This is a genomic window from Microcoleus pseudofavosus SVA1_A4, from assembly GCF_036700565.1.
In the GTDB taxonomy this organism is placed as follows: domain Bacteria; phylum Cyanobacteriota; class Cyanobacteriia; order Cyanobacteriales; family Microcoleaceae; genus Microcoleus.
This window is the reverse complement of sequence record NZ_JAUBPE010000020.1, coordinates 1-21,991: the sequence shown is the minus strand read 5'-3', so window position 1 is coordinate 21,991 and position 21,991 is coordinate 1. Positions and strand designations below refer to the sequence as shown.

General features: G+C 44.1%; 13 protein-coding genes, 1 pseudogene and 2 CRISPR repeat arrays. Of the genes and pseudogenes, 12 read left to right on the top strand and 2 right to left on the bottom strand.

The window, feature by feature from the left end; all coding sequences use genetic code 11:
* Nucleotides 1–59: 59 nt before the first annotated feature.
* The 12 genes from cas3 (at nt 60) to sipA (ending at nt 17,883) form a co-directional block, all read left to right on the top strand.
* Nucleotides 60–2,165, top strand: a complete 2,106-nt coding sequence (gene cas3, locus QUA02_RS11055) for a type I-D CRISPR-associated helicase Cas3' (protein WP_333027496.1) — start codon at nt 60–62, stop codon at nt 2,163–2,165.
* Between the two features lie 28 nt (nt 2,166–2,193).
* Nucleotides 2,194–2,454 carry a DUF433 domain-containing protein gene (locus QUA02_RS11050; RefSeq protein ID WP_333027494.1) on the top strand — a complete coding sequence of 87 codons (261 nt, stop codon included), beginning with the start codon at nt 2,194–2,196 and terminating at the stop codon, nt 2,452–2,454.
* Entirely contained in the window at nt 2,451–2,834 is a 384-nt protein-coding gene (locus QUA02_RS11045; protein WP_333027491.1) for a DUF5615 family PIN-like protein, read from the top strand. The genes QUA02_RS11050 and QUA02_RS11045 overlap by 4 nt, the downstream gene beginning before the upstream one ends.
* Entirely contained in the window at nt 2,831–6,100 is a 3,270-nt protein-coding gene (gene cas10d, locus QUA02_RS11040; protein ID WP_333027489.1) for a type I-D CRISPR-associated protein Cas10d/Csc3, read from the top strand. The genes QUA02_RS11045 and cas10d overlap by 4 nt, the downstream gene beginning before the upstream one ends.
* Nucleotides 6,101–6,145: 45 nt before the next feature.
* Complete coding sequence (gene cas7d / locus QUA02_RS11035; protein WP_333027487.1) at nt 6,146–7,159, top strand: type I-D CRISPR-associated protein Cas7/Csc2; 1,014 nt, start codon at nt 6,146–6,148, stop codon at nt 7,157–7,159.
* Between the two features lie 5 nt (nt 7,160–7,164).
* Nucleotides 7,165–7,872 carry a type I-D CRISPR-associated protein Cas5/Csc1 gene (gene cas5d, locus QUA02_RS11030; RefSeq protein WP_333027485.1) on the top strand — a complete coding sequence of 236 codons (708 nt, stop codon included), beginning with the start codon at nt 7,165–7,167 and terminating at the stop codon, nt 7,870–7,872.
* A 126-nt stretch (nt 7,873–7,998) separates the two neighbouring features.
* The gene (gene cas6, locus QUA02_RS11025; protein WP_333027483.1) at nt 7,999–8,835 is read left to right on the top strand and encodes a CRISPR-associated endoribonuclease Cas6; all 837 of its coding nucleotides are present in this window, start codon (nt 7,999–8,001) and stop codon (nt 8,833–8,835) included.
* A gap of 85 nt (nt 8,836–8,920) precedes the next feature.
* Nucleotides 8,921–9,160: a hypothetical protein gene (locus tag QUA02_RS11020; protein WP_333027480.1), complete on the top strand. Its 240-nt coding sequence runs from the start codon at nt 8,921–8,923 to the stop codon at nt 9,158–9,160.
* Between the two features lie 36 nt (nt 9,161–9,196).
* The gene (gene cas4, locus QUA02_RS11015; protein ID WP_333027478.1) at nt 9,197–9,790 is read left to right on the top strand and encodes a CRISPR-associated protein Cas4; all 594 of its coding nucleotides are present in this window, start codon (nt 9,197–9,199) and stop codon (nt 9,788–9,790) included.
* 27 nt (nt 9,791–9,817) lie between these two features.
* Complete coding sequence (gene cas1d / locus QUA02_RS11010; protein WP_333027475.1) at nt 9,818–10,819, top strand: type I-D CRISPR-associated endonuclease Cas1d; 1,002 nt, start codon at nt 9,818–9,820, stop codon at nt 10,817–10,819.
* A 2-nt stretch (nt 10,820–10,821) separates the two neighbouring features.
* The gene (gene cas2 / locus QUA02_RS11005; RefSeq protein WP_333027474.1) at nt 10,822–11,097 is read left to right on the top strand and encodes a CRISPR-associated endonuclease Cas2; all 276 of its coding nucleotides are present in this window, start codon (nt 10,822–10,824) and stop codon (nt 11,095–11,097) included.
* A gap of 251 nt (nt 11,098–11,348) precedes the next feature.
* Nucleotides 11,349–15,477: direct repeats of the CRISPR family, unit length 36 nt; unit sequence CCGAAAAATACCTAAAACCCTATCAGGGATTGAAAC.
* A gap of 104 nt (nt 15,478–15,581) precedes the next feature.
* Nucleotides 15,582–17,266: direct repeats of the CRISPR family, unit length 36 nt; unit sequence CCGAAAAATACCTAAAACCCTATCAGGGATTGAAAC.
* 377 nt (nt 17,267–17,643) lie between these two features.
* Nucleotides 17,644–17,883, top strand: a complete 240-nt coding sequence (gene sipA / locus QUA02_RS11000; protein ID WP_333027473.1) for a regulatory protein SipA — start codon at nt 17,644–17,646, stop codon at nt 17,881–17,883.
* A 130-nt stretch (nt 17,884–18,013) separates the two neighbouring features.
* Here the strand turns inward: sipA and QUA02_RS10995 are convergent, their stop codons facing one another.
* Both QUA02_RS10995 and QUA02_RS10990 read right to left on the bottom strand, forming a co-directional pair.
* Nucleotides 18,014–21,367 carry an EAL domain-containing protein gene (locus tag QUA02_RS10995; protein ID WP_333111908.1) on the bottom strand — a complete coding sequence of 1,118 codons (3,354 nt, stop codon included), beginning with the start codon at nt 21,365–21,367 and terminating at the stop codon, nt 18,014–18,016.
* A 354-nt stretch (nt 21,368–21,721) separates the two neighbouring features.
* A pseudogene (locus QUA02_RS10990) lies at nt 21,722–21,991 on the bottom strand (hypothetical protein); the annotation flags it as partial.

Here is a 21,991-nt window from a genome sequence, read left to right as displayed (position 1 = left end):
ACTGTGTCATTGTAGGTTTAGTTTAAATACAGATTACCTCAAACTACAGGCAGATCGCCATGACAGCCTACACTATCCTGCTAAAACCCGTGTATTCACATCCCGCCCAGACGCTTCCATCAGGCATTACCTTACCTCCGGCCTGGGATGGGCTCTCGCAGCATCAAGTCGAAACCTACGAAGCACTGCAAGACCCAACCATTGATGTTGTCTTCAATACAGCGATGACAGGGGACGGTAAAAGTTTAGCAGCTTACCTGGCAGCGATGACAAATCGCACGTACACATTAGCAATGTACCCGACAAACGAACTCGCAAGAGATCAGGAAAAACAGGTAAAAGGCTACAAAGCACTGTTTAAACCGGAAAACGACCCGCAAATTTATCGTTTGAATGCAGCAATCCTGGAAGATTTTATTGCCACAAATAAACTTTCTTCTAAATTAGCAGGATTGGGCGATCGCGCCGACAACTCAGAGATTTTGCTAACAAACCCCGACATCTTTCACTACATCCACGACTTCCGCTACCTGCGGCGAAACAAAGCAGGGAAAGGAGACAACCCCGATCGCCTATTTGCCAAGATTGACGACAGCTACAAACTATTCATCTTTGACGAATTCCACATTTTCTCATCTCCCCAAATTGCCAGCGTCATCAATGCCATCCTGCTAATCAAGCATACACTCCCCGGCAAAAAGTTTTTATTCCTTTCTGCTACGCCCAACGATTTATTGGAAGAGGGGTTTTCCAAAGCAGGGTTAAAATATCGCATTATAGATCCAGTCAAGCAGGGAGGTTATCAATTTGCAGCAGGCGACAACTGGCGGCAGATTAGTTATCCGATTAACTTGACTTTTCCGCAAAAGTTAGAACCAAACCTGCGTTCCAGTTATAACTGGATTCTCGAAAATGCCGAAACAACAATTTTAAAATTCTTTCAAGATAATCCTGGGAGTAAAGGCGCAATTATCCTGAACTCGATCGCCGCTGTTAAAACCTTAATTCCCAAATTTAAGGCAATTTTTGAGCCGCTGGGATTGAAAGTCCGAGAAAATACTGGATTGACTGGCGAGACAGAAAAGTCTAAATCGGTTGAAGATGCTGACTTACTTTTAGGAACATCAACAATTGATGTGGGAGTTGACTTTCGGATTAATTTTTTAGTATTTGAGGCGGCGGATGCCGGGAACTTTATTCAGCGTTTCGGGAGGTTGGGGAGACATCCAGGTTTTGAAACTTATCAAGCTTATGCTTTGCTGCCCAACTTTATTGTCGAGAGGCTATTTGAGGTTGACAACCACCCGCTGCAACATGGCGAAACGCGCGATCGCATTAGTTTATCCGACGCTATCCGCCAGCATTACGGCTATGTCAACGAGTTTAAGCAATATCCCAAACGCTGGGGCGGAATTCAGTCAGCTTGCGTGCATTTTGAGTTAGAAAAAAATTATCAGATGAAAACCAAGTATCCCGAAGCAGCGGATAATTTTGCAGCCGATATTGAGCAAGCTTTGGGAGTTACGATTAAACAGATGCGAGCGCAGCTTTTCCGCTGTATGGAAAAGGAGAAAAAGAAAATTATTGAGGAGGCTCGAAGTTTTCGGGGAATCAGCCAGTTAGATTGCGGGATTTATGACATGACTAATCCAGATGAGCCTGAGAAAGAACGGTTTAAAACTTACAATCTTCCCAGCTTGCTCAGTAACTTTCATTTTGAGTTGATAGCCAAAAAAAAATTTATAGAGCAAGCTAAGAAAGCCGGGTTAGCAGTCAGTCGTTTTGAGAAAGCTTTGTGTTATTTGAAATTGACGGGGTATCGGGAATTGCGAGAAGATTGGCAGTTTTATTGCTTGCGAGATGATATCACCGAGATTGCTAAATCCGGCAAAGTCCAAATTCTCAAAGATTTGGAAGTCACAGGAGGAACTAATGAGATTAGCGACAAATTATCTAGTCGAGGGTTGGTGTGTTTTGTCTCCGATCGCGATCGGGCTACTTTACGTGCCAAATGCGGATTGCCCGTGCATTTCCAAGCCTATGGTTTGAGCGATGGATTTCATGGTAAACCAAATTACACCATCGCGTTTGGGCGATCGGCGCTGTTGCTGGAGACGCTGATTTGGCACTGGAAACCGCAGCAGGATGAAGGGTGGATATGCTAAAGATGTACGCTACTGGAGAAAAATTACCGTGACTAGAGATAATTTACTGTCCCGAATATTGATCGATCCAAATATCTGTTTTGGAAAACCCTGCATTCGCGGCCACCGGATTTGGGTTTCCCTAATCCTTGACTACCTAGCTGGAGGAATGACTGTTGAGGAAATCCTAGAAGCATATCCAAGCATAGAAAGAGAAGATGTATTCGCTTGTATTGCTTACGCTGCTGAAGTAACGCGAGATTATTATGCCGAGATTCCATTAGAAAAAAAGGAGGCAGCAACAACGTGAAGTTAAAGCTAGATGAAAATGTCGATGTTCGCGTTATCACTTTTTTACGTTTGGCAGGGCATGACGTAGAAACAGTGTCAAGTCAAGGTTTGACTTCAGCACCCGATGTGGAACTAATTAATGTTTGCCGTCAAGAGGAAAGATGTTTGGTTACTGCCGATCGCGGATTTGGCAATCGGATGCGGTTTAATCCATCTGAGTATGCGGGGATTGTTGTAATTCGGCTAACATCTCGTGCCAATTTTACAGAGTGGAGAGAAGCAATAGAAACGTTAATCCTCGGATTAGAGAAAGCAGAAGTTTTTGGGAAACTGTGGATTATTCGACAGGGTACGATTCAGGAATATCAACCCATTAGACCAGAGGAAACAGAATCATGAACGAAGACGATATTCTCTATAAATGGCTGCATTCTCCCGATGATGATGACAGTGAAACGCCCGCGAAGTACGAACTTTTAACAGTTCGACTGTTTAAAGAAGCAATTCGAGAAACGGCAGGAAATCAGGGCGATCGCCTTTTAGCATCCTTCGCCGAAAACGTCCTGCCCAACTTGATCCAGCAGCTAGTTGGAGCCACAGCCAAAGGCGGTCAATTTACCGAAGACAGGCGCGCAGAAGGCAAAAATGTCGATCGCAGCAAACACGATCAATCCTTTACTTCTCACCTGCTTAACGGCTTATTCCCAACTTACCGAATTCTCAAAAAACTCAAGACAGAGACACCTGAAACTAATCCAGTTAAACGCAACTGCGGTGAAACAGAAACAGCTTTGTTCGTAGCATCATATATCCTGCACGACTTTGATAAATTTCCAGATTATGGTGAATGGCTGAAAACTAACGATTCAGAGGGAAAATTTGCCGATCGAGATTGGCGAAAAGACCCACCTCACAAACACGAAGCTGGCAATTTCGGACGCGATTATGTGGCTGTCAAAATTCAACAACTTGGATTAGATAGTTTATTAGGTGAAAATTGGCGATCGCACATCGACGATCTCGTCTGGATGAGCAACAATGCCGGAGTCAAACACGATAGCGATCGCGGTATGGAGATTCGCGGATTGCAGCCTAAACTCGATGGTAGAATCAGAGGAACTATAGCCAATTTAGTCAGACTCTCAGACTTATTCGCCTCAGTCGTGAAACATCCCAGCGATGCAGAAGCTAACGGTTTATCTGAAGTTTTGAATTCCCTTAGCAACGGACAATTTAAATTTAGCTATCACTCCCTCTCAGACAATCGCGGAGTATTGACAAATATCATTAACAATGCTCTGATGGACGCTCATCCCAGCGAGTTTTATGCACCGCTGCTGTACTTACCAGACGGTGCTGTTTATCTAGCTAAAGCCGATGCACCGGCCATCGAAACTGCTGAAATTCCCGATCGAGTAATCGCCAAAATTAAAAACCTTTGTGCCGACAGACTGAAGCTCAAAACAACAGGATTTAGCCGAGATGGAAAAGGCTTTAAATTTGGTGAATTCTACTGGCTGTTTTTTGAGATCATCGAACTCATGGGAGTCACCATCGAAGCAGCTTGCAAACTCATTACCAGCACCAAAGTATCCTCTGCCAAAAAACGCAGCGATAGCTTGTTAAGTTTCCAAAAAGATGGAGATTTGCTCGGTGAATTGAATCTGGAATTTCCCGAAGATTATCGGATTGACAGGCTAGCAGAATTTGGGGATATCCTCTGTCGGGGCATTTGGAATAAATGGCAGGAACGCTTGAGTAATTCTCAGAAAGAACTGCCCAAAGCTAAACGCCAAAGCCCGCCCGAATTAGATTTAACTCAAAAACTTGCCGAACATTTAGGTTTAGCTGACGAAATCCCCGCTTTGAAAGCAATCCAATCTCTGAAAAAAACAGGCGGCGTTCCTCTGGATTGGTATTACTTAGCTGCACAGTATGTTGAACGAAATAAAGGACTAGATGAAGCTCAAATTCGTGCCGTTTTAACCGATATGGTTGAATGTGCCACCACTCTCATCAAACCCATCGTCGAAAAGTTTGAAATTCCCGACGGCTGGAACGATTTGCGGACTTATGTCAACCGCATTGTTTCCTTACCAACAGGGGCAGTTGTCAAACCAGAAACCGATCCGTTTTTACTAGAATTGGCGCGGTACAGTGCAGCAAAAATCACGGGGAGAGGACGCGAAAATGTTTGTGCGATGTCGAGTTCGGCTTACACTGTGACGGAACAAATGGAGGCGGCGACTTTATTTACTCCCCAAGTTTACAGCAACCGCCAAATTTTGTTTAACGCGCAAGCTGCCAAGCGTCAGATTTGCTCGATTTGGTCGATCGAGATTATGTTGAGACAAATTTTGATGAATCAAACCAATGCCACGGGAGGAGACTTTGAAGGGCGCAAATATCGCTATCTCTATCTTTACCCAGCTTACTTCTTTACTCCAGAAACCAACAAGTTTCTTCAGAAAGCTTACAGTTGGATTGCCAGAACGCGATTTGATGCTGATATTCGCAAGCATTTAATTACGGACAAACAAATTGCTAATTTTACCCTTGACAATTATCAACAAGTTGATTCATTATTGATTCAGGAGAATTTGCAATCAGAAGACGATCGCACTTTCAAGATCAGCTATCCCGACAATCAACCGCTGACCTTTTTCTTCCTAGCATTACCACCGGGAAAAGATGCCACAGATACCGAATCTTGGGTAATGCCGACTTGGTTAGCCTTTGCTTTACCGCTAATTCTCGATGTCAAAACCGTTGCATCCGAGTCGCCAGTACCGCCATTCATTAGCGGTGCAGATTTTGAAAAAACCGTTGTGATTGATGGCGAACATCAAGCAATTCGTTCTCTGATTAAGCAAGATGAATATCGCTTAGACGGCATTTTGCCTCCGCCATCAAATCCGCCTAAAATTTCACCGCTAAATGCTCTAAGTGCGGCTTACTGCATTCACTTAGAAGTCAACCGCAAAAAAGATGGCAATCCCGACTGGGGGAAATTGTCAGATTTAGCACGCGATTTAGAAACCAGTCCTCTTTATGTCTTTCACTACCTGAATAAATGGCTGCGGAAACAAGACAAACTTGAGTCCGTACCCATTGCCAAAATCCGCCTGTATCTCGATTTTTACTACTACTTTGAACCGGAGGGAAAAACCGTGAATCAAATGCGAGAATTGACCGAACTTTACCGCCGCTTTTATCGGGCAAAAAGTCAATATGCGAAAGCTAATGCTGTGCTGAAACCTATTGACGAAGCTGCTGACGTTATTCTGAAATTTGACAAAGCTTTAGCCAACAATACTGAATCTTTAACAGATATTGTGGGGGGACGTTTATCAAAGCTGATGAATAACGTGCGGCGGCGGGCGGCGGAAGGCAAACCGACACTTGTTTGCATTGACGGTAAGTGGAAACCTGCTTTGACTTCTGAAGAGGAACGGCAAGCAATTTATGATTTTGCTAAGTATTTTGTGGAGGTGATTTTTGAGGGAAGTTTAAAAGGCGATCGCGCGCGTTTAGCAGGCACTCAACTCAACTTAATCCGGGATACTTGCGATTACATTTATCGCTTGGAAGATGACAAAGAACGCAGGGAGCGCAAGCAGGAAGAACCTGATGAAGTTCCCGAAACAGAAACAGAATTAGCCTAAATTGTCCACATTTTTTCAATTACTTTGTACTGGATAAACCAAACCATGAAATTCCTGAAAACCCTCGATTCTAAATTTTTTCACGATGAAATTCCCGCAAAACCGATGGGAAAATACGCTCATTTTATCACCATCCGCGTCACCGAATCTTATCCGCTGTTTCAGACTGATGGGGAATTGAATAAGGCAAGGGTAAGTGCTGGAATTGAAGACAAAACCCACATCAGCCGTTTAGCAATGTTTAAGCGGAAACAGTCTACACCCGAACGTTTAACTGGACGAGAATTGCTGCGAAACTACAAAATTGGCGACTGGGAAAAGTGCGACTACAACGTTGATTTCAGCAAAACTACTCCTGATTGTATTTTGTACGGTTTTGCGATCGGCGATTCGGGTTCTGAGAAATCTAAAGTAGTCGTAGACACCGCTTATTCAATTACTCCCTTCGACGATTCTCACCTCAATTTCACCCTCAATGCACCGTTTGAAAGTGGAACAATGAGCCGTCAGGGGGAAGTTACCAGCCGCATTAACAGTCAAGATCACATTTTGCCTCAAGTCTTTTTTCCCAGCATTGTAACGTTGAAAGACCCGACAGAAACAGGTTTTATCTACGTTTTTAATAACATTCTCCGAACGCGGCACTACGGAGCGCAAACTACTCGCACTGGTCGAGTTCGCAATGAATTGATTGGAGTGATTTTTGCTGATGGCGAGATTGTTAGCAATCTGCGGTGGACGCAAAAAATCTACGATTTGATGAGCAGTGCGGGCAAAATTAATCCCCCTGATCCTCTCAATGAAGATGATGTTTTGACTCATGCCGATCGAGCAATTACTGAACTGATGGATGGAGAGTGCATCTCGCACCGCGATTTTCTCGGCGAAGCTTTTAATAGCCTTTTGGCAGAGGTTAAATCGATTTCCAGCGATGAAACTAAACTGCAAGCAATGCTGAGTCAAGCTAATACTGAATCAACAGCTTATGCTCAGAAACATATCTTAAAGAGTTCTGAAAAAGGCAAGAAAGGTAAAAAAGCAGTTGCACCTACGGAGTAAAAATCGTGGCGTTTATTTACCGCTGTCAAATCGAGTTGCACGATAGCCTTTATTTTGCAACTCGCGAGATAGGAAGACTTTACGAAACTGAGCCTGTAATTCACAATTACGCGCTTTGTTACGCCCTCGGTTTGGTGGATAGCGAAATCTATTCTACCACCGTTTCTGAAGAACATTCCTATCGCTATTTCTGTCCAGAACAAGTCCCTAAATACGAGCCGCATTTAACGGCGCTCAACCAACAGGGGATTTATGTTACTCCGGGGCGATCTATTTCTCACTCCTCCACTCTCAACACTTGGAAATATGCCAATAACAACTATCACGTTGAGATGGAAAAAACCCAGAAAAATATCCCCGGTTTTGGGAGAACTAAAGAAATTGCACCGGAAAGCAAATTTGAGTTTTTCATAATCTCAGAAAAGTCTCTGAAACTGGCGAAATGGATACGTTTGGGAAAGTGGATGAGCAAAGCAGCAGTCGAAATTGTAGAACAGAAGGAAGTGAAGCGATCGACTTCTGAAGCTAACTTAATTTTTCCCTATCTGCTAAATCCTTTAGATGTGATGTTTTCCCATCAAGTGATTAGCTACGATGTGGTTAATATGCCTCCGGTTAGCCTCATCCAAAATGTCAAAATGCTAGGGCGATATTACGAGTTTGACCAACTCAAAATTCCAGCTTGTATGGAATACCGCTTTCGGGCCGATTAATAGGAGGCAGATCCTCTATCAATGCGTTCCCAGGTTCTACCTGGGAACGAGAAACGAGAAATGAGAAAACGAGAAACCAGGGAAAACCTCTCGGCTAATTCAAACCTCTTTTAACCATTAACCAATATGCCGCACAGCCTTGTCCTAAACATCCTGCCCCTGGCCCCGATTCCCCCCGGATACCTCACCGGAAGACACCTGCACGCCCTCTTCCTCACCCTCGTGAGCTCAGTTGACAAACAACTCGGCGATCGCCTCCACGATGCCACCGCCCAAAAATCATTCACTCTCAGCCCTTTACAAACTAAAAAATGCCCTTTCAAAAAACACCATTTCCTGCAATGGGAACACACAGAACCGATTCCAGAACATACCCTCTGTTGGTGGCGAATTACCCTGCTTGATGACACTTTATTCAGCAAATTAACTAATCTTTGGCTGAATCTCAATCCGTCGAAGCCGTGGCATCTCGGGCCCGCCGATTTGATGATTACTAAGATTCTCGGAACGCCCCAAGTAGATCAGCCTTGGGCTAATGCTTGCGATTACTCTCAATTGTACGATCGCGCTTCTGAAACTAATCGCTTAATTGCCTTCAGTTTTGCGACTCCTACTACCTTTAGGCAGGGCAAATTCGATTCGGTGATTCCTACTAGAGAATGCGTTTTTAACAGTCTCCTCAGTCGGTGGAACAAGTACAGCCCGATCGCAATTGTCGATCTTTCCTTCGATGCACTTTTTTCGACATTTGTAAATATCAAAAGCGAAAGATTGACTAACTATCAAAGCGATTTTGTCGGCATGGTTGGGGAGGTTAGTTATCGGATTCTAGGAGATGTGGAACCTTTGGTTATCAAGCAAATTAATGCTTTGGCTGATTTTGCTGTTTACTGCGGGGTTGGGAGGAAAACTCCGATGGGGATGGGAATGACTCGGCGGATTGTTGTTAATAAGAGTTCTTGATAACTTAACGTAAAACCCATAGTCCGGCAAGGGTTGAAACCCCTGCCTCAAAGCTCAAGTCCTCTTAAGAGGACTGCAAGTATGAATGATTAAATCACTTCTTCAGTTGGTTTCAACCTTTGCGCTTACTGTTACCGATAAGCTCAAAATATCATCAATGATTAAATTACTTCTTCAGTCGGTTTCAACCGACTTTAGCTATGAGACAGGGGTTTCAACCCCTGGCGGACTGGCGGATAACTGGCGGATAACTAATTCCTCAAATCTTTTCGCCCCCACGGATAAATTAAATGTTTCAACCCCTGGGGGACTGGCAGATCACTAATTTCCAATTACCAATCTCTTACAAACCATCAAAGTTATGAACGATTCTGATTACATTTCGATCGCATCTCTCAACCAGTATTCCTATTGCGCTCACCGCTGCTGGCGGATGTTTTGTGCGGGCGAATTCGCGGACAATCAGTATACCATTGAAGGGACAAGTTTGCACGATCGCGTTCACACGATGGGCGAGATTAACCGCGATGAAACTTGGCAGGTTCGGGCAATTTGGCTGAAGTCTGAGCGCTACAAACTGATTGGTAAATCGGATTTGATTGAGTCGGCTGAGGGTGAGATTTATCCCGTGGAATACAAGCGGGGACGGAAGGGGGAATGGGATAACGACGAGTTGCAAGTTTGCGCCCAAGCGCTTTGTTTGGAGGAGATGACGGGGAAAACTATTGCGACTGGATATGTGTATTACGCGCAGTCGCATCAGCGGCAATTAGTGGAGATTTCTGAGGGGTTGAGACAGGAGGCGATCGCAACTATCACCGCTATCCAATTTTTGCTGCAAACAGGCACAATGCCTCAAGCTAATTATAGCAAACGCTGTCAGGGTTGCAGCCTTTATCAGCAATGTTTGCCGCAAGCTGCTGATAAAGTCCTGCGCTATCAAGAAGCTAATTAATCCAAACTACAAATTTAGGAGTAGATCGTGGGAACACTTTATATCAATCAAGATGATGTGTTTATCGGGAAAACAGATGAACGGCTGAATGTCAAGGCAAAGAATCAAACGTTACAAGATGTGCCTTTGATTCATTTAGATGGAGTGGTTATTTTGGGACGGGCGACTATTTCCCCAGCGGCGATCGCAGAATTGCTCCAACGGAAAATTCCTCTGACTTTTCTCACGGATACCGGTCACTATTTGGGTAAGCTGGAACCGGAATTAAGTAAAAATATTTTTGTTCGCAATGCTCAGTGGAAAGCTGCTGGGGAAACTCCCCAAGCTATTCATGTTGTCCGGGGTTTTATTCGGGGGAAATTGAAGAACTATCGCACCAGTTTATCTCAAACTCAGCGGGAACATTCGGAACTAAATTTAGGTTCGGCAATTATGCAGATTTCAAATGCGATCGCCAAACTTGACAAAACTGACAATATTGACTCCTTGCGCGCACAGGAAGGTGCTGGTAGCGCGGCATATTTCAGAGTTTTCAACCAATTAATTCGCGCGGAAGGCTTTGTGTTTCAACCGCGACACCGCCCTGCTACCGATCCGGTGAATTCTTTGATGAATTTTGGTTACACGCTGCTGCGTCACGATGTCCAAAGCGCGATTAATATTGTGGGATTTGACCCTTATTTAGGATACCTTCATATGCAGCGCTACGGCCGCGTGGGTTTAGCGTTTGATTTGATGGAAGAGTTTCGCCCGTTGGTAGCAGACAGTATAATTTTGAACGCGATTAACCGCCGGATTCTGACGCCTAATGATTTTACTGTGGAACCTTTGAGTAATGTGGTGCGACTGTCGGAAACGGGACGGAAAGAGTTTCTGAAGTTGTATGAAAAGAAAAAGCAATCTGAGTTTAAGCATCCTGTTTTGAAACGCAAGTGCACTTATCAAGAAGCTTTTGAAATTCAAGGGCGGCTGTTGGCGAAATATTTGATGGGCGAAATTGACAAATATCCACCTTTAGTTTTGTACTAAATATGCACGTTCTGATTTCTTACGATATTTCGGAAGACAAGCGCCGGACAAAGATTCACAAAATGCTCAAGTCTTACGGGCAGTGGATGCAGTACAGTGTGTTTGAGTGTGCTGATTTGACTGAGACTCAGTATGCTAAGTTGCGATCGCGCCTGAACAAAGTCATCAAACCCAACGAAGACAGTATTTTGTTTTTCCCGCTGTGCGCTTGCTGTCAGGGTAAGATTGAACGCATTGGTGGGGTAGTGCCTGCCGATCGCACAATATTTTTTGCTTAGTTTCCGTGAATCGGTAGGTGTTAAAATAGGGGTATCAAATTTTTCGGCTCAAACCCATGTTCCGCAAGAGTTTGATGCCCCCAGTCTGAAAAAACGATTCACGGAAAGTCTGAAAGCTTTACAGGATAACGTTTTGGAGTGAGTATGGAAAATTGGGTATTGACAAGCCGAAGGCTGGAATGGTACTTTTGTTTTAGATTCACGGAACTGCACCTTGAAAACCAAATACAGCAAGGCTTCTGGAACGGGCGCCGAAAAATACCTAAAACCCTATCAGGGATTGAAACTTTGTGGCGACGAATCCGTATAGCTCGGAAAAACCGAAAAATACCTAAAACCCTATCAGGGATTGAAACCACTTTTACTATTTTGTTTACTTTTCTTCATATTACCGAAAAATACCTAAAACCCTATCAGGGATTGAAACCTTAGTTGCTGCATATAATTAAAAAGGAATTGGATCGTACCGAAAAATACCTAAAACCCTATCAGGGATTGAAACTAATTGGACTTACTCAAGAGAATATTCGAGGTTTGCCCGAAAAATACCTAAAACCCTATCAGGGATTGAAACTTCTGATGCTTCGAGCCACAGTGCGATGCCCCCAGTTGGCCGAAAAATACCTAAAACCCTATCAGGGATTGAAACGCTGCCGCAAGCGAACAAGCGTGCAAAGTTTTCATAACCGAAAAATACCTAAAACCCTATCAGGGATTGAAACTTCAAATAACTGTAGAGGGTTTGTACAGGAATATCAGCCGAAAAATACCTAAAACCCTATCAGGGATTGAAACTACTCAAATTCGATTATCAAAATGGAGCTAAAACCGAAAAATACCTAAAACCCTATCAGGGATTGAAACTAGTTACCCGCTCAGTTAACAGCCGTTTTGTCCAACCGAAAAATACCTAAAACCCTATCAGGGATTGAAACTCGGCGGGGGGATTTAGAGCGATTTAGAGCATAACCGAAAAATACCTAAAACCCTATCAGGGATTGAAACGCTTCTGATATGGCCAGGGGAACGCTTGAGAATTAACCGAAAAATACCTAAAACCCTATCAGGGATTGAAACGCCGTAGTGCGGCTAGACGCTTGACAGGGGTATACCGAAAAATACCTAAAACCCTATCAGGGATTGAAACGTTTTACCCCGTTAACCCATAACGAGAACTCGCACTTGACCGAAAAATACCTAAAACCCTATCAGGGATTGAAACGAGGGTGATACAGAATCAAATTGCCAACCTGAGACCGAAAAATACCTAAAACCCTATCAGGGATTGAAACCAATTGTCGGCCGCAGTAACGCAGCGGAAGATTTTACCGAAAAATACCTAAAACCCTATCAGGGATTGAAACCTGCTACACGGTGGTTTGCTCTGGCACACAGCACGTTCGGTACCGAAAAATACCTAAAACCCTATCAGGGATTGAAACAGACTCTAACCTTCTCAGCCATTAGCTTCTGTTCCCGAAAAATACCTAAAACCCTATCAGGGATTGAAACTTATTCAATCTAAATGAAGGGGTATTAGGCGGACGGCCGAAAAATACCTAAAACCCTATCAGGGATTGAAACTAACTGGACTTATTCGAGAGATTTCTCAAGATTTCCCGAAAAATACCTAAAACCCTATCAGGGATTGAAACCTATCTACCTGCTTATATGCCTGTTTGGAGGATTTTGGCCGAAAAATACCTAAAACCCTATCAGGGATTGAAACATTATGCCACGTGCTACAGAATGTCCTCTTGGCCGAAAAATACCTAAAACCCTATCAGGGATTGAAACTTAAAACTTCCATTTTTTTGACCAGGCGAAGGGCTGCCGAAAAATACCTAAAACCCTATCAGGGATTGAAACATCAAATAATTAATTTAAGGAAAAGAGTGCTATCACCGAAAAATACCTAAAACCCTATCAGGGATTGAAACGGAGTGATACCCGGTATAACTCATAAAAAAACACAACCGAAAAATACCTAAAACCCTATCAGGGATTGAAACGACCTAAAACTTCAGGAGAAGGTAAACCCAAATCAACCGAAAAATACCTAAAACCCTATCAGGGATTGAAACAGGCAAGGGGGGCGATTATTGGTACGGTTACAGCCGAAAAATACCTAAAACCCTATCAGGGATTGAAACGAAGAAGGGGGGGAACATCAAAAAATATTAAAACCGAAAAATACCTAAAACCCTATCAGGGATTGAAACGCTGAATAAAATCAGCAAGTCCCCTCAGTAAATCTCCCGAAAAATACCTAAAACCCTATCAGGGATTGAAACCGATTACGAAAAAAAGCAACGCTTAAATCTATCCCCGAAAAATACCTAAAACCCTATCAGGGATTGAAACTGCAATTGGCGCTTTTAATGCCAGCGCGTTAGTTACGAAAAATACCTAAAACCCTATCAGGGATTGAAACGATCGATAATCGGGGTCAATAGCTGAAGCAAACCAAGCCGAAAAATACCTAAAACCCTATCAGGGATTGAAACTTGTGGGGAATAGCGAATCTAACGGCGGGTGCATTGTGCCCGAAAAATACCTAAAACCCTATCAGGGATTGAAACCTCAATAGGCGTTTCTATCCGTTCGGTTTCTTCTCCCGAAAAATACCTAAAACCCTATCAGGGATTGAAACTTCATCAATAATTGCTGTCTCATTGGTGCTGAAACCGAAAAATACCTAAAACCCTATCAGGGATTGAAACTATCTGCTAGAAGCCTATGCCGTACTTACCTCGCAAACCGAAAAATACCTAAAACCCTATCAGGGATTGAAACCGGCGCTGAGCTAACCTATTCCAACCCTCAGTCATCTCAGCCGAAAAATACCTAAAACCCTATCAGGGATTGAAACAGAATGTAGAGGCAGCGAACCGGGGCAGCACCGGCGGAGGGGCCGAAAAATACCTAAAACCCTATCAGGGATTGAAACATGGCCCGCCCCCCCGGCCGCGCCGATAAGATTTAAGCCGAAAAATACCTAAAACCCTATCAGGGATTGAAACAAAAGTGGAAGCAGACAAATCGGTGCGGGATTCGCGAAAAATACCTAAAACCCTATCAGGGATTGAAACTTGTTCGGCTTGAATGAGGGGGTGCTTGGTGGTCGCGAAAAATACCTAAAACCCTATCAGGGATTGAAACTAGTGCTGCTAGTGGAACCAACCACAACACTACAGACCGAAAAATACCTAAAACCCTATCAGGGATTGAAACGAACTGTACAACAAACTTATCGAACAGCAAGGGGGGAAACCGAAAAATACCTAAAACCCTATCAGGGATTGAAACTGGAAGGTCATTTTCTCCGGCTAGTTTTTCTAATGCCGAAAAATACCTAAAACCCTATCAGGGATTGAAACCCGGTTGATTCAATTTGGGTAAAGTTTGCTAAAATCCGAAAAATACCTAAAACCCTATCAGGGATTGAAACTTAGCCGCAAGTAGTAGCTTCCTGATGTGCCCAGGCCGAAAAATACCTAAAACCCTATCAGGGATTGAAACGGCCGCAAGATGGCGTTCCACGTCCCGCTTCCTCCCCGAAAAATACCTAAAACCCTATCAGGGATTGAAACCCCTTGCTTGGAGGATTTCACATTTTTTGCCAGCTCCGCCGAAAAATACCTAAAACCCTATCAGGGATTGAAACCCTGTTGATAGCCTCTCAAATCTCAATATTCTCGCCCGAAAAATACCTAAAACCCTATCAGGGATTGAAACAAAGAACGCCGCCAAGTATTAGCAAGCCAAAAAGCATCCGAAAAATACCTAAAACCCTATCAGGGATTGAAACATAAGGCTTAGGAGAAGCCACGACCGGAGCGATCGGCCGAAAAATACCTAAAACCCTATCAGGGATTGAAACATTATACCCCCCCAATGCGCCCAAGTCATATAAACCGAAAAATACCTAAAACCCTATCAGGGATTGAAACTTAGTACCGACTTTGTAAGAAATTTTTACACTACCCGAAAAATACCTAAAACCCTATCAGGGATTGAAACGAAGTGTCGGAAATAATTACACACTTTCTGAAACCGAAAAATACCTAAAACCCTATCAGGGATTGAAACGCATGTCAAATATCTTAAGCGATGGGTTGACTTTGCCGAAAAATACCTAAAACCCTATCAGGGATTGAAACGGGTTGGCTTTGCTGTGATGGTTTTGGGAATGTTTCCCCCGAAAAATACCTAAAACCCTATCAGGGATTGAAACGCGATTTTTCGCCCCGTTGAAGCTCGACCCCGTGCGCCGAAAAATACCTAAAACCCTATCAGGGATTGAAACTCCAAAACTCGATCGCCCGCTTCACTTTCCACGGCCCGAAAAATACCTAAAACCCTATCAGGGATTGAAACGCTGCCAGACGATCGAACTGTTCGCAAGGCAATGGACTATTAGTAAAGGTGTATTGGAGGTACTCAAGTACTGCCAGACGATCGAACTGTTCGCAAGGCAATGGACCGAAAAATACCTAAAACCCTATCAGGGATTGAAACTGAATGTTTTGCAGTTGATTTCTTCCATTAAAACCGAAAAATACCTAAAACCCTATCAGGGATTGAAACTTCTCTTGATGGAACGGACACAAACCCTTAAGATTGCCACCGAAAAATACCTAAAACCCTATCAGGGATTGAAACAATTCTTGAGAGCGATGAGGCTTACGGAAGTAACCCGAAAAATACCTAAAACCCTATCAGGGATTGAAACTTTATCAAAGTTCTAAGTCAAGTCCACAGAAAGCATTACCCGAAAAATACCTAAAACCCTATCAGGGATTGAAACTCAGGCTTCATGAGGAAAGGAGACATTGAATTGCCGAAAAATACCTAAAACCCTATCAGGGATTGAAACTTACGGTGAAGCGAAAGGCAGACTCAACCTGAGTCTGACCGAAAAATACCTAAAACCCTATCAGGGATTGAAACTAATCTGATGCCTGTTTCTCTTATCTCGTTATTTCCCGAAAAATACCTAAAACCCTATCAGGGATTGAAACACACCCAAGTGTTCCGCAACTTCGCCCTGACTGGCTCCACCGAAAAATACCTAAAACCCTATCAGGGATTGAAACGGAAACTATCAAGTCGCCAAAATACCAGATTACAGTACCGAAAAATACCTAAAACCCTATCAGGGATTGAAACTTCTTGAGCGATGGAAAGGAATAATTAATCCGAACTCGAAAAATACCTAAAACCCTATCAGGGATTGAAACTTCTTTAACCGTATCCATGCCAGCCTTGCGGGGCTTTATACCGAAAAATACCTAAAACCCTATCAGGGATTGAAACTTCAGGCTCATCCTCAGAAAAGAATTCTTTTAGCCGAAAAATACCTAAAACCCTATCAGGGATTGAAACGAGCAACCCGTCTCGAAAAAATCAATCCGAACGCCGAAAAATACCTAAAACCCTATCAGGGATTGAAACACGCCATCGGAGCGGACTTACGCGCTCGAAAGCCCGAAAAATACCTAAAACCCTATCAGGGATTGAAACGGTTGGCAATTGTAGCAACTTTAGTTTCTATTACTGCCGAAAAATACCTAAAACCCTATCAGGGATTGAAACCCGCTGCCGTCATCGAAAAATGCGACAGAAAAAAGCCGAAAAATACCTAAAACCCTATCAGGGATTGAAACAAAAGCAGAATCCTTATCGAACCGAATAGGACTTCGAGCCGAAAAATACCTAAAACCCTATCAGGGATTGAAACGTATTACGCAAATGCCAGTAATGAATAAATTAAGCCGAAAAATACCTAAAACCCTATCAGGGATTGAAACAAGCAGTCGGGGGGAGACCGAGGAAATAAATATCGCCGAAAAATACCTAAAACCCTATCAGGGATTGAAACTGTCATCATTCCTCCTTATCCGCTAAATCCGCCAAGGCCGAAAAATACCTAAAACCCTATCAGGGATTGAAACTGTTGATGCAGAATTCCGTGACTATATATATAAGCCGAAAAATACCTAAAACCCTATCAGGGATTGAAACTGTAGCAAAAGCTCCCCCCAGAGTCAAGAAAAAGCCGAAAAATACCTAAAACCCTATCAGGGATTGAAACTAATTGGACGTATTCACGCGATTTCTCTCGCTTCCGCCGAAAAATACCTAAAACCCTATCAAGGATTGAAACTTTTCACTACGTAGAAATAAGATCGCAATGCGATCGTACTGTATTCACAACCAGGATTACATCACTCAGGAGTCGCCTGCGGTGAAAGTCCCTCTTCCCGGTTTTGTAGGAGAGATGGTGGAGGACACCCTGCCATCGACTCTCTAACTGCATCGGAATTATATATTTGGATCGCGATCGCCAGCGAGATCGCGGGGACGCTCGTACTACATACAGCGTATCCCAGGTTTATGAAGTGCAGCTTTAGACACGGCAATGCCGTGTCCCTACGGGGATCGATCCGAAGTGTACTTTATAAACGTGGAATCTGCTGTAATTCCGATGCCACCGGATTTGATATGACTAGGTTATGCCGATCGCCAAAAGGAATAAAACTCATGGAAAAAGAATTCACAGTCGGTCAAAAAGTCCGAGTTGTGGCGATGCCGCCTTACATCAAAACTGCCGAACCGATGCCGGTGCTGCGGCCTGCGAATGTAATTGCCATCGGCGCTGAAGGTGTTGTGATCGATCGGCGTCCCGGCAATTATTGGGGCATTCGCTTTGAAAAAGGTGCTTTTCTGTTAGACAGTCAGTACCTTGAAGCGGCGGAAACTACTGTAGAAGGTAATGGGTAATCGGGAATGGGGGAATGGGGAATGGGGAATTGATATCACAACTTAAAATCTCCCTTTTCCTTCTCCCTTTTCCTTCTTTCCTCAATATCCATCGGTTAAATCCGTTAAATCCGTTGCCGAACTTCCCTCTTTAAGAAGCCAGCTTTGCCTCAAAAGCCAAAGAATTAACAGGCGATTCCCCCAACAATCCCTCTAAATTAGGAGAACTGAAATTACAAGGTTGAGGCTTTCCCAAATAATAACCTTGAGCGTAATCTACCCCAAGTTCCTTGAGTTTATCGATAACTGTTTGACTTTCCACATACTCGGCAACAGTTTTAATTCCCATAACGTGAGCAATTTTGGTAATAGCTTCCACCATTGCGATATCAATAGCATTGTCGGCAAGATTCTTAATAAAATTGCCGTCAATTTTGATATAGTCAACCGGCAAGCTTTTCAGGTAAGCAAAAGAAGACATCCCGCTGCCGAAGTCGTCCAAGGCAAACTGGCAGCCGAGTTCCTTGAGTTGCCGAATCAAGCTGGCTGCCTTGCTGAGATTAGCGATCGCCACGGTTTCGGTAATTTCAAAACAAATTATTTCCGGCGGTATTTGATGGATGGAAAACTGCTCCTGAATAAACTCGATAAACTTTTCTTCGTTGATGCTGTCTCCAGAAAGGTTGATTGCATAAAGGCTGGGATATTTGCCAACTGAGGATTGCGAATTAGACAAAAGAGAGCAAGCAGGCAAAGTCACTATTTTATCGCTATCTGCACCGGGGTTTTGGACTAATAAATTTGCCGTGAACATTTTAGATAAATTGCTAAATAAAGTGCGAATTACCCAGCGGTCGATCGCGTGCATCAAGTTGTAGCGTTCGGCTGCCGGAATAAACGCCATCGGCGACACCAACTGACCCGTTGCAAGTTGTAGGCGCAGCAGGATTTCGCAGTGGGTTCCGGTAGTTGGAGAGTTGAGCAAATGTACGATCGGCTGAGAGTACAAGCAAAAGCGATTCTCTTCTAAAGCTTGATTAATTTGCACCACCCACTGAGTTTCGCCGTGCTGTTTGATTAATTCCCGATCGCCCGCTTGATAAACCTGCACCCGGTTGCGGCCTTTATTTTTAGCAGCGTAGCAAGCAATATCGGCCGCGCTCAAAACCGCAGATGTCGATGCTGTTTTGGGATTAATTGCCACCAAACCGATACTGACGCCGATCGAAAAAGTTTTGTCCTGCCACCCAAACCGGAATCCCTGAATGCTTTGCAGCAGCGATTCTGCAACATCCAATCCCCGTTCGGGGGAACAATCGTACATGAGTACGGCAAACTCATCACCGCCCAGACGCGCCAAAATATCGGTTTTGCCGATATTGCTTTTAAATAGCAGGCTGACTTGCCGCAGCAACTCGTCGCCTGCAACGTGACCGGAAGTGTCGTTAACTATTTTGAAACGATCGAGATCCAGGTAAAGCATAACGTGTTGTTGACCGTAACCTTGAGCGCTGTGCAGGGCGTGTTCTAACTGGTATTCAAATTCGCAGCGGTTGACTAATTGCGTCAGGGCATCGTGAGTTGCTTGCCAGGTTAATTGCCGCGCTTGAGTTCGCACTTTGGTGACATCTCGGAACACAACGACGGCCCCGACAATTTCGCCGTTGCTGGCGTGGATGGGCGCGACGCAGTGGTCGATCGCAAATTCGCGGTTGTTGCGGGCAATCAGCAAGCTGTTGTGCCCTTGGTCAACAATCCGACCTTCGTACAAAGCGATTTGGGCGATATTTTCGATCGGCATCCTGCTGGTTTCGTCAACTATTCTGAGTACGCTGGCCAGGGGCAAACCTTGAGCTTCCGAGGTTGACCAACCCGTGAGTTTTTCGGCAACTGGATTGAGGGTAGAAATGCAGCCGCCGGCATCAGTAGCAATTACTGCGTCGCCGATCGATTGTAGAGTAACCTGAGCGAGTTCTTTTTCCTCAAAAAATGCTTGTTCCATGCGCTTGCGATCGCTAATATCCCGCTGCACGGACACCCAGTGAGTGACGTTCCCCAACTCGTCAGCAACCGGTACGCTGTTGAGTTCCACCCAATAAGTTGAACCGTCTTTGCGGTAGTTGATCAATTCCAAGCGCAGCGGTTCTCGGCGAGAAAAAGCGCGGCGAATTTTGGCAACTTGAGCGCCATCGCTGTCGGGCCCGCGCAGACAACTGGGTGTTTGGCCGATAATTTCTTCGGGCCGATAACCCGTCATTTGGGTAAAAGCTTCGTTGACGTAGATGATGGCGGGATCGGAGATATTGCTGTCTCCCGCATCCATAATTACGATCGCGTCGTTAGCGTTGACTACGACAGATTCTAACAGTTGCAGCCGCACCTCGGCCTGCACGCGGGTAGCGATTTCGCTTTCTAGTCGGGCGTTAGTCAAGCTGAGGGATGCGATGGCTTTTTGCAATTCGCTAGTCCTTTCTGCGACTGAATCGTGCAGAACATCAATTGCCCCAGACATTTCCATCGGGTCAAGTACGCGCAGCAAGCTGCTTTGAGTAACTATTCCCAGCAGTTCTCCCCTAACCCCCGTTACTACCAACCTGCGGATTAAACGCTGCTGCATTTCCTGATGAGCTACCCACAGCGAGTCTTCTAGCTTGAGACTAAATAAGGGGGTACTCATGACAGTTTGGGCGATCGTTTGCGACAAATCTATATCTAAAGCTTGAAATTCCACAATATCCCGTTCTGTGACTATACCTACGGGAATTGGAAACGGCAAATTAATCGATAATTCTGTTGATTCTGTAATTACCACGCAGCTAACGCGGTGCTGCGCCATCAACTCAGCTAAACTCATCACCGACGCGGTGACAGGCGCTTGAATGACTTGTGCGGTCATTACTTCTTTCACGCTGCGCATTTTTAAGATATTTGCAGGTAGCAGCATCACTTGGCGAATGCTTTCCGGCGTAATTACTCCTAGGAGTTGACCGCCATTATCCAATATTGGCAGGTGGTGAATTCTTTGTTGGCCCAGCAGAATTAGGGCACTAAAAATGTCTTGCTCTTCACCTTTGGTGAGAGTTGTCGCAGGCTGCTTCATGACTTCTGCGATTTTGACATTTTTTAAGTTTTTGCCCGACGCAATCAAATCGACGAGATCCCTCTCGGTGAAGATTCCTTGCAATTGAGAATTTTGAGCAGATTGCGAGGAGGATTTTTCCACGACAAAGACGCAGATACCTGTCGCGTCTCTGAGCGCGCTTGAGGTGGGGGGATTGGCGATTTCTGTTAGTTGCTGGTAAATATCGGTTGGTGGAATGTCTGCGTTTAGAGAGCAACTTGGGCGCCGTTGACCCATCAGGGTAATTACTTCGGATAGTGGGGTATCGGGCGCAACTGTCAAGGGGGAGCGGTCAATTACTTGATCTAAAGTCGGCAGATACTTGGAGGAATCGTTTTTTATCATAATTAATTCATTTTTGCGATCGCGTTGACTCTGCGACATTCCAAAAAAAGCGCTGTTTTCCAAGCATTAGGTGGATTTTTACAGCGCTGCTGAGACCTAATTAAAATTAGTTGTTAAAAATGCACCGCTATCTTTGGCTGGGGATCGGGCCGGTGACGGCTCTCCCTCTACCTATAAAGTTATAATTGTATCTTTATTTTAAGTGTAAATTTTCTGTCCCGTGACAGTTTTATTAAAAATAATGTATTTGTTTGGAATTTTTGGCAATAAAATTAACTTATAAATATCATCCACCGCAGCGCTAATGAGATCCATCTTCCGAAATACACATCTGTTGGCTGTCCTAGCTAACCTAGAAAAGGTTAGGGAGCATGTCACTTTTGCGATAAGTATTTATACTTGTGCAGTTTTTCGAGGTCTACCAATTAAGCCATTTAAGTAAGCACATCGATGAGCCAATACCTGCCCAATATGGTCTAATTTCCAACTTGCTCCAGATATTTTAACCCGTCTAGCTATTTGCTTGATTCCTGATTCTACTGCTCCAGAACCAATCGAACAGATTCCATCTCTCTGGAAAAGTTCGTAATTAATAATTCTTTCTTTATGCTTTTCTAAATACTTACAAAAATTAACTGCTGGCTTTTTCTTCAATCCTATGAA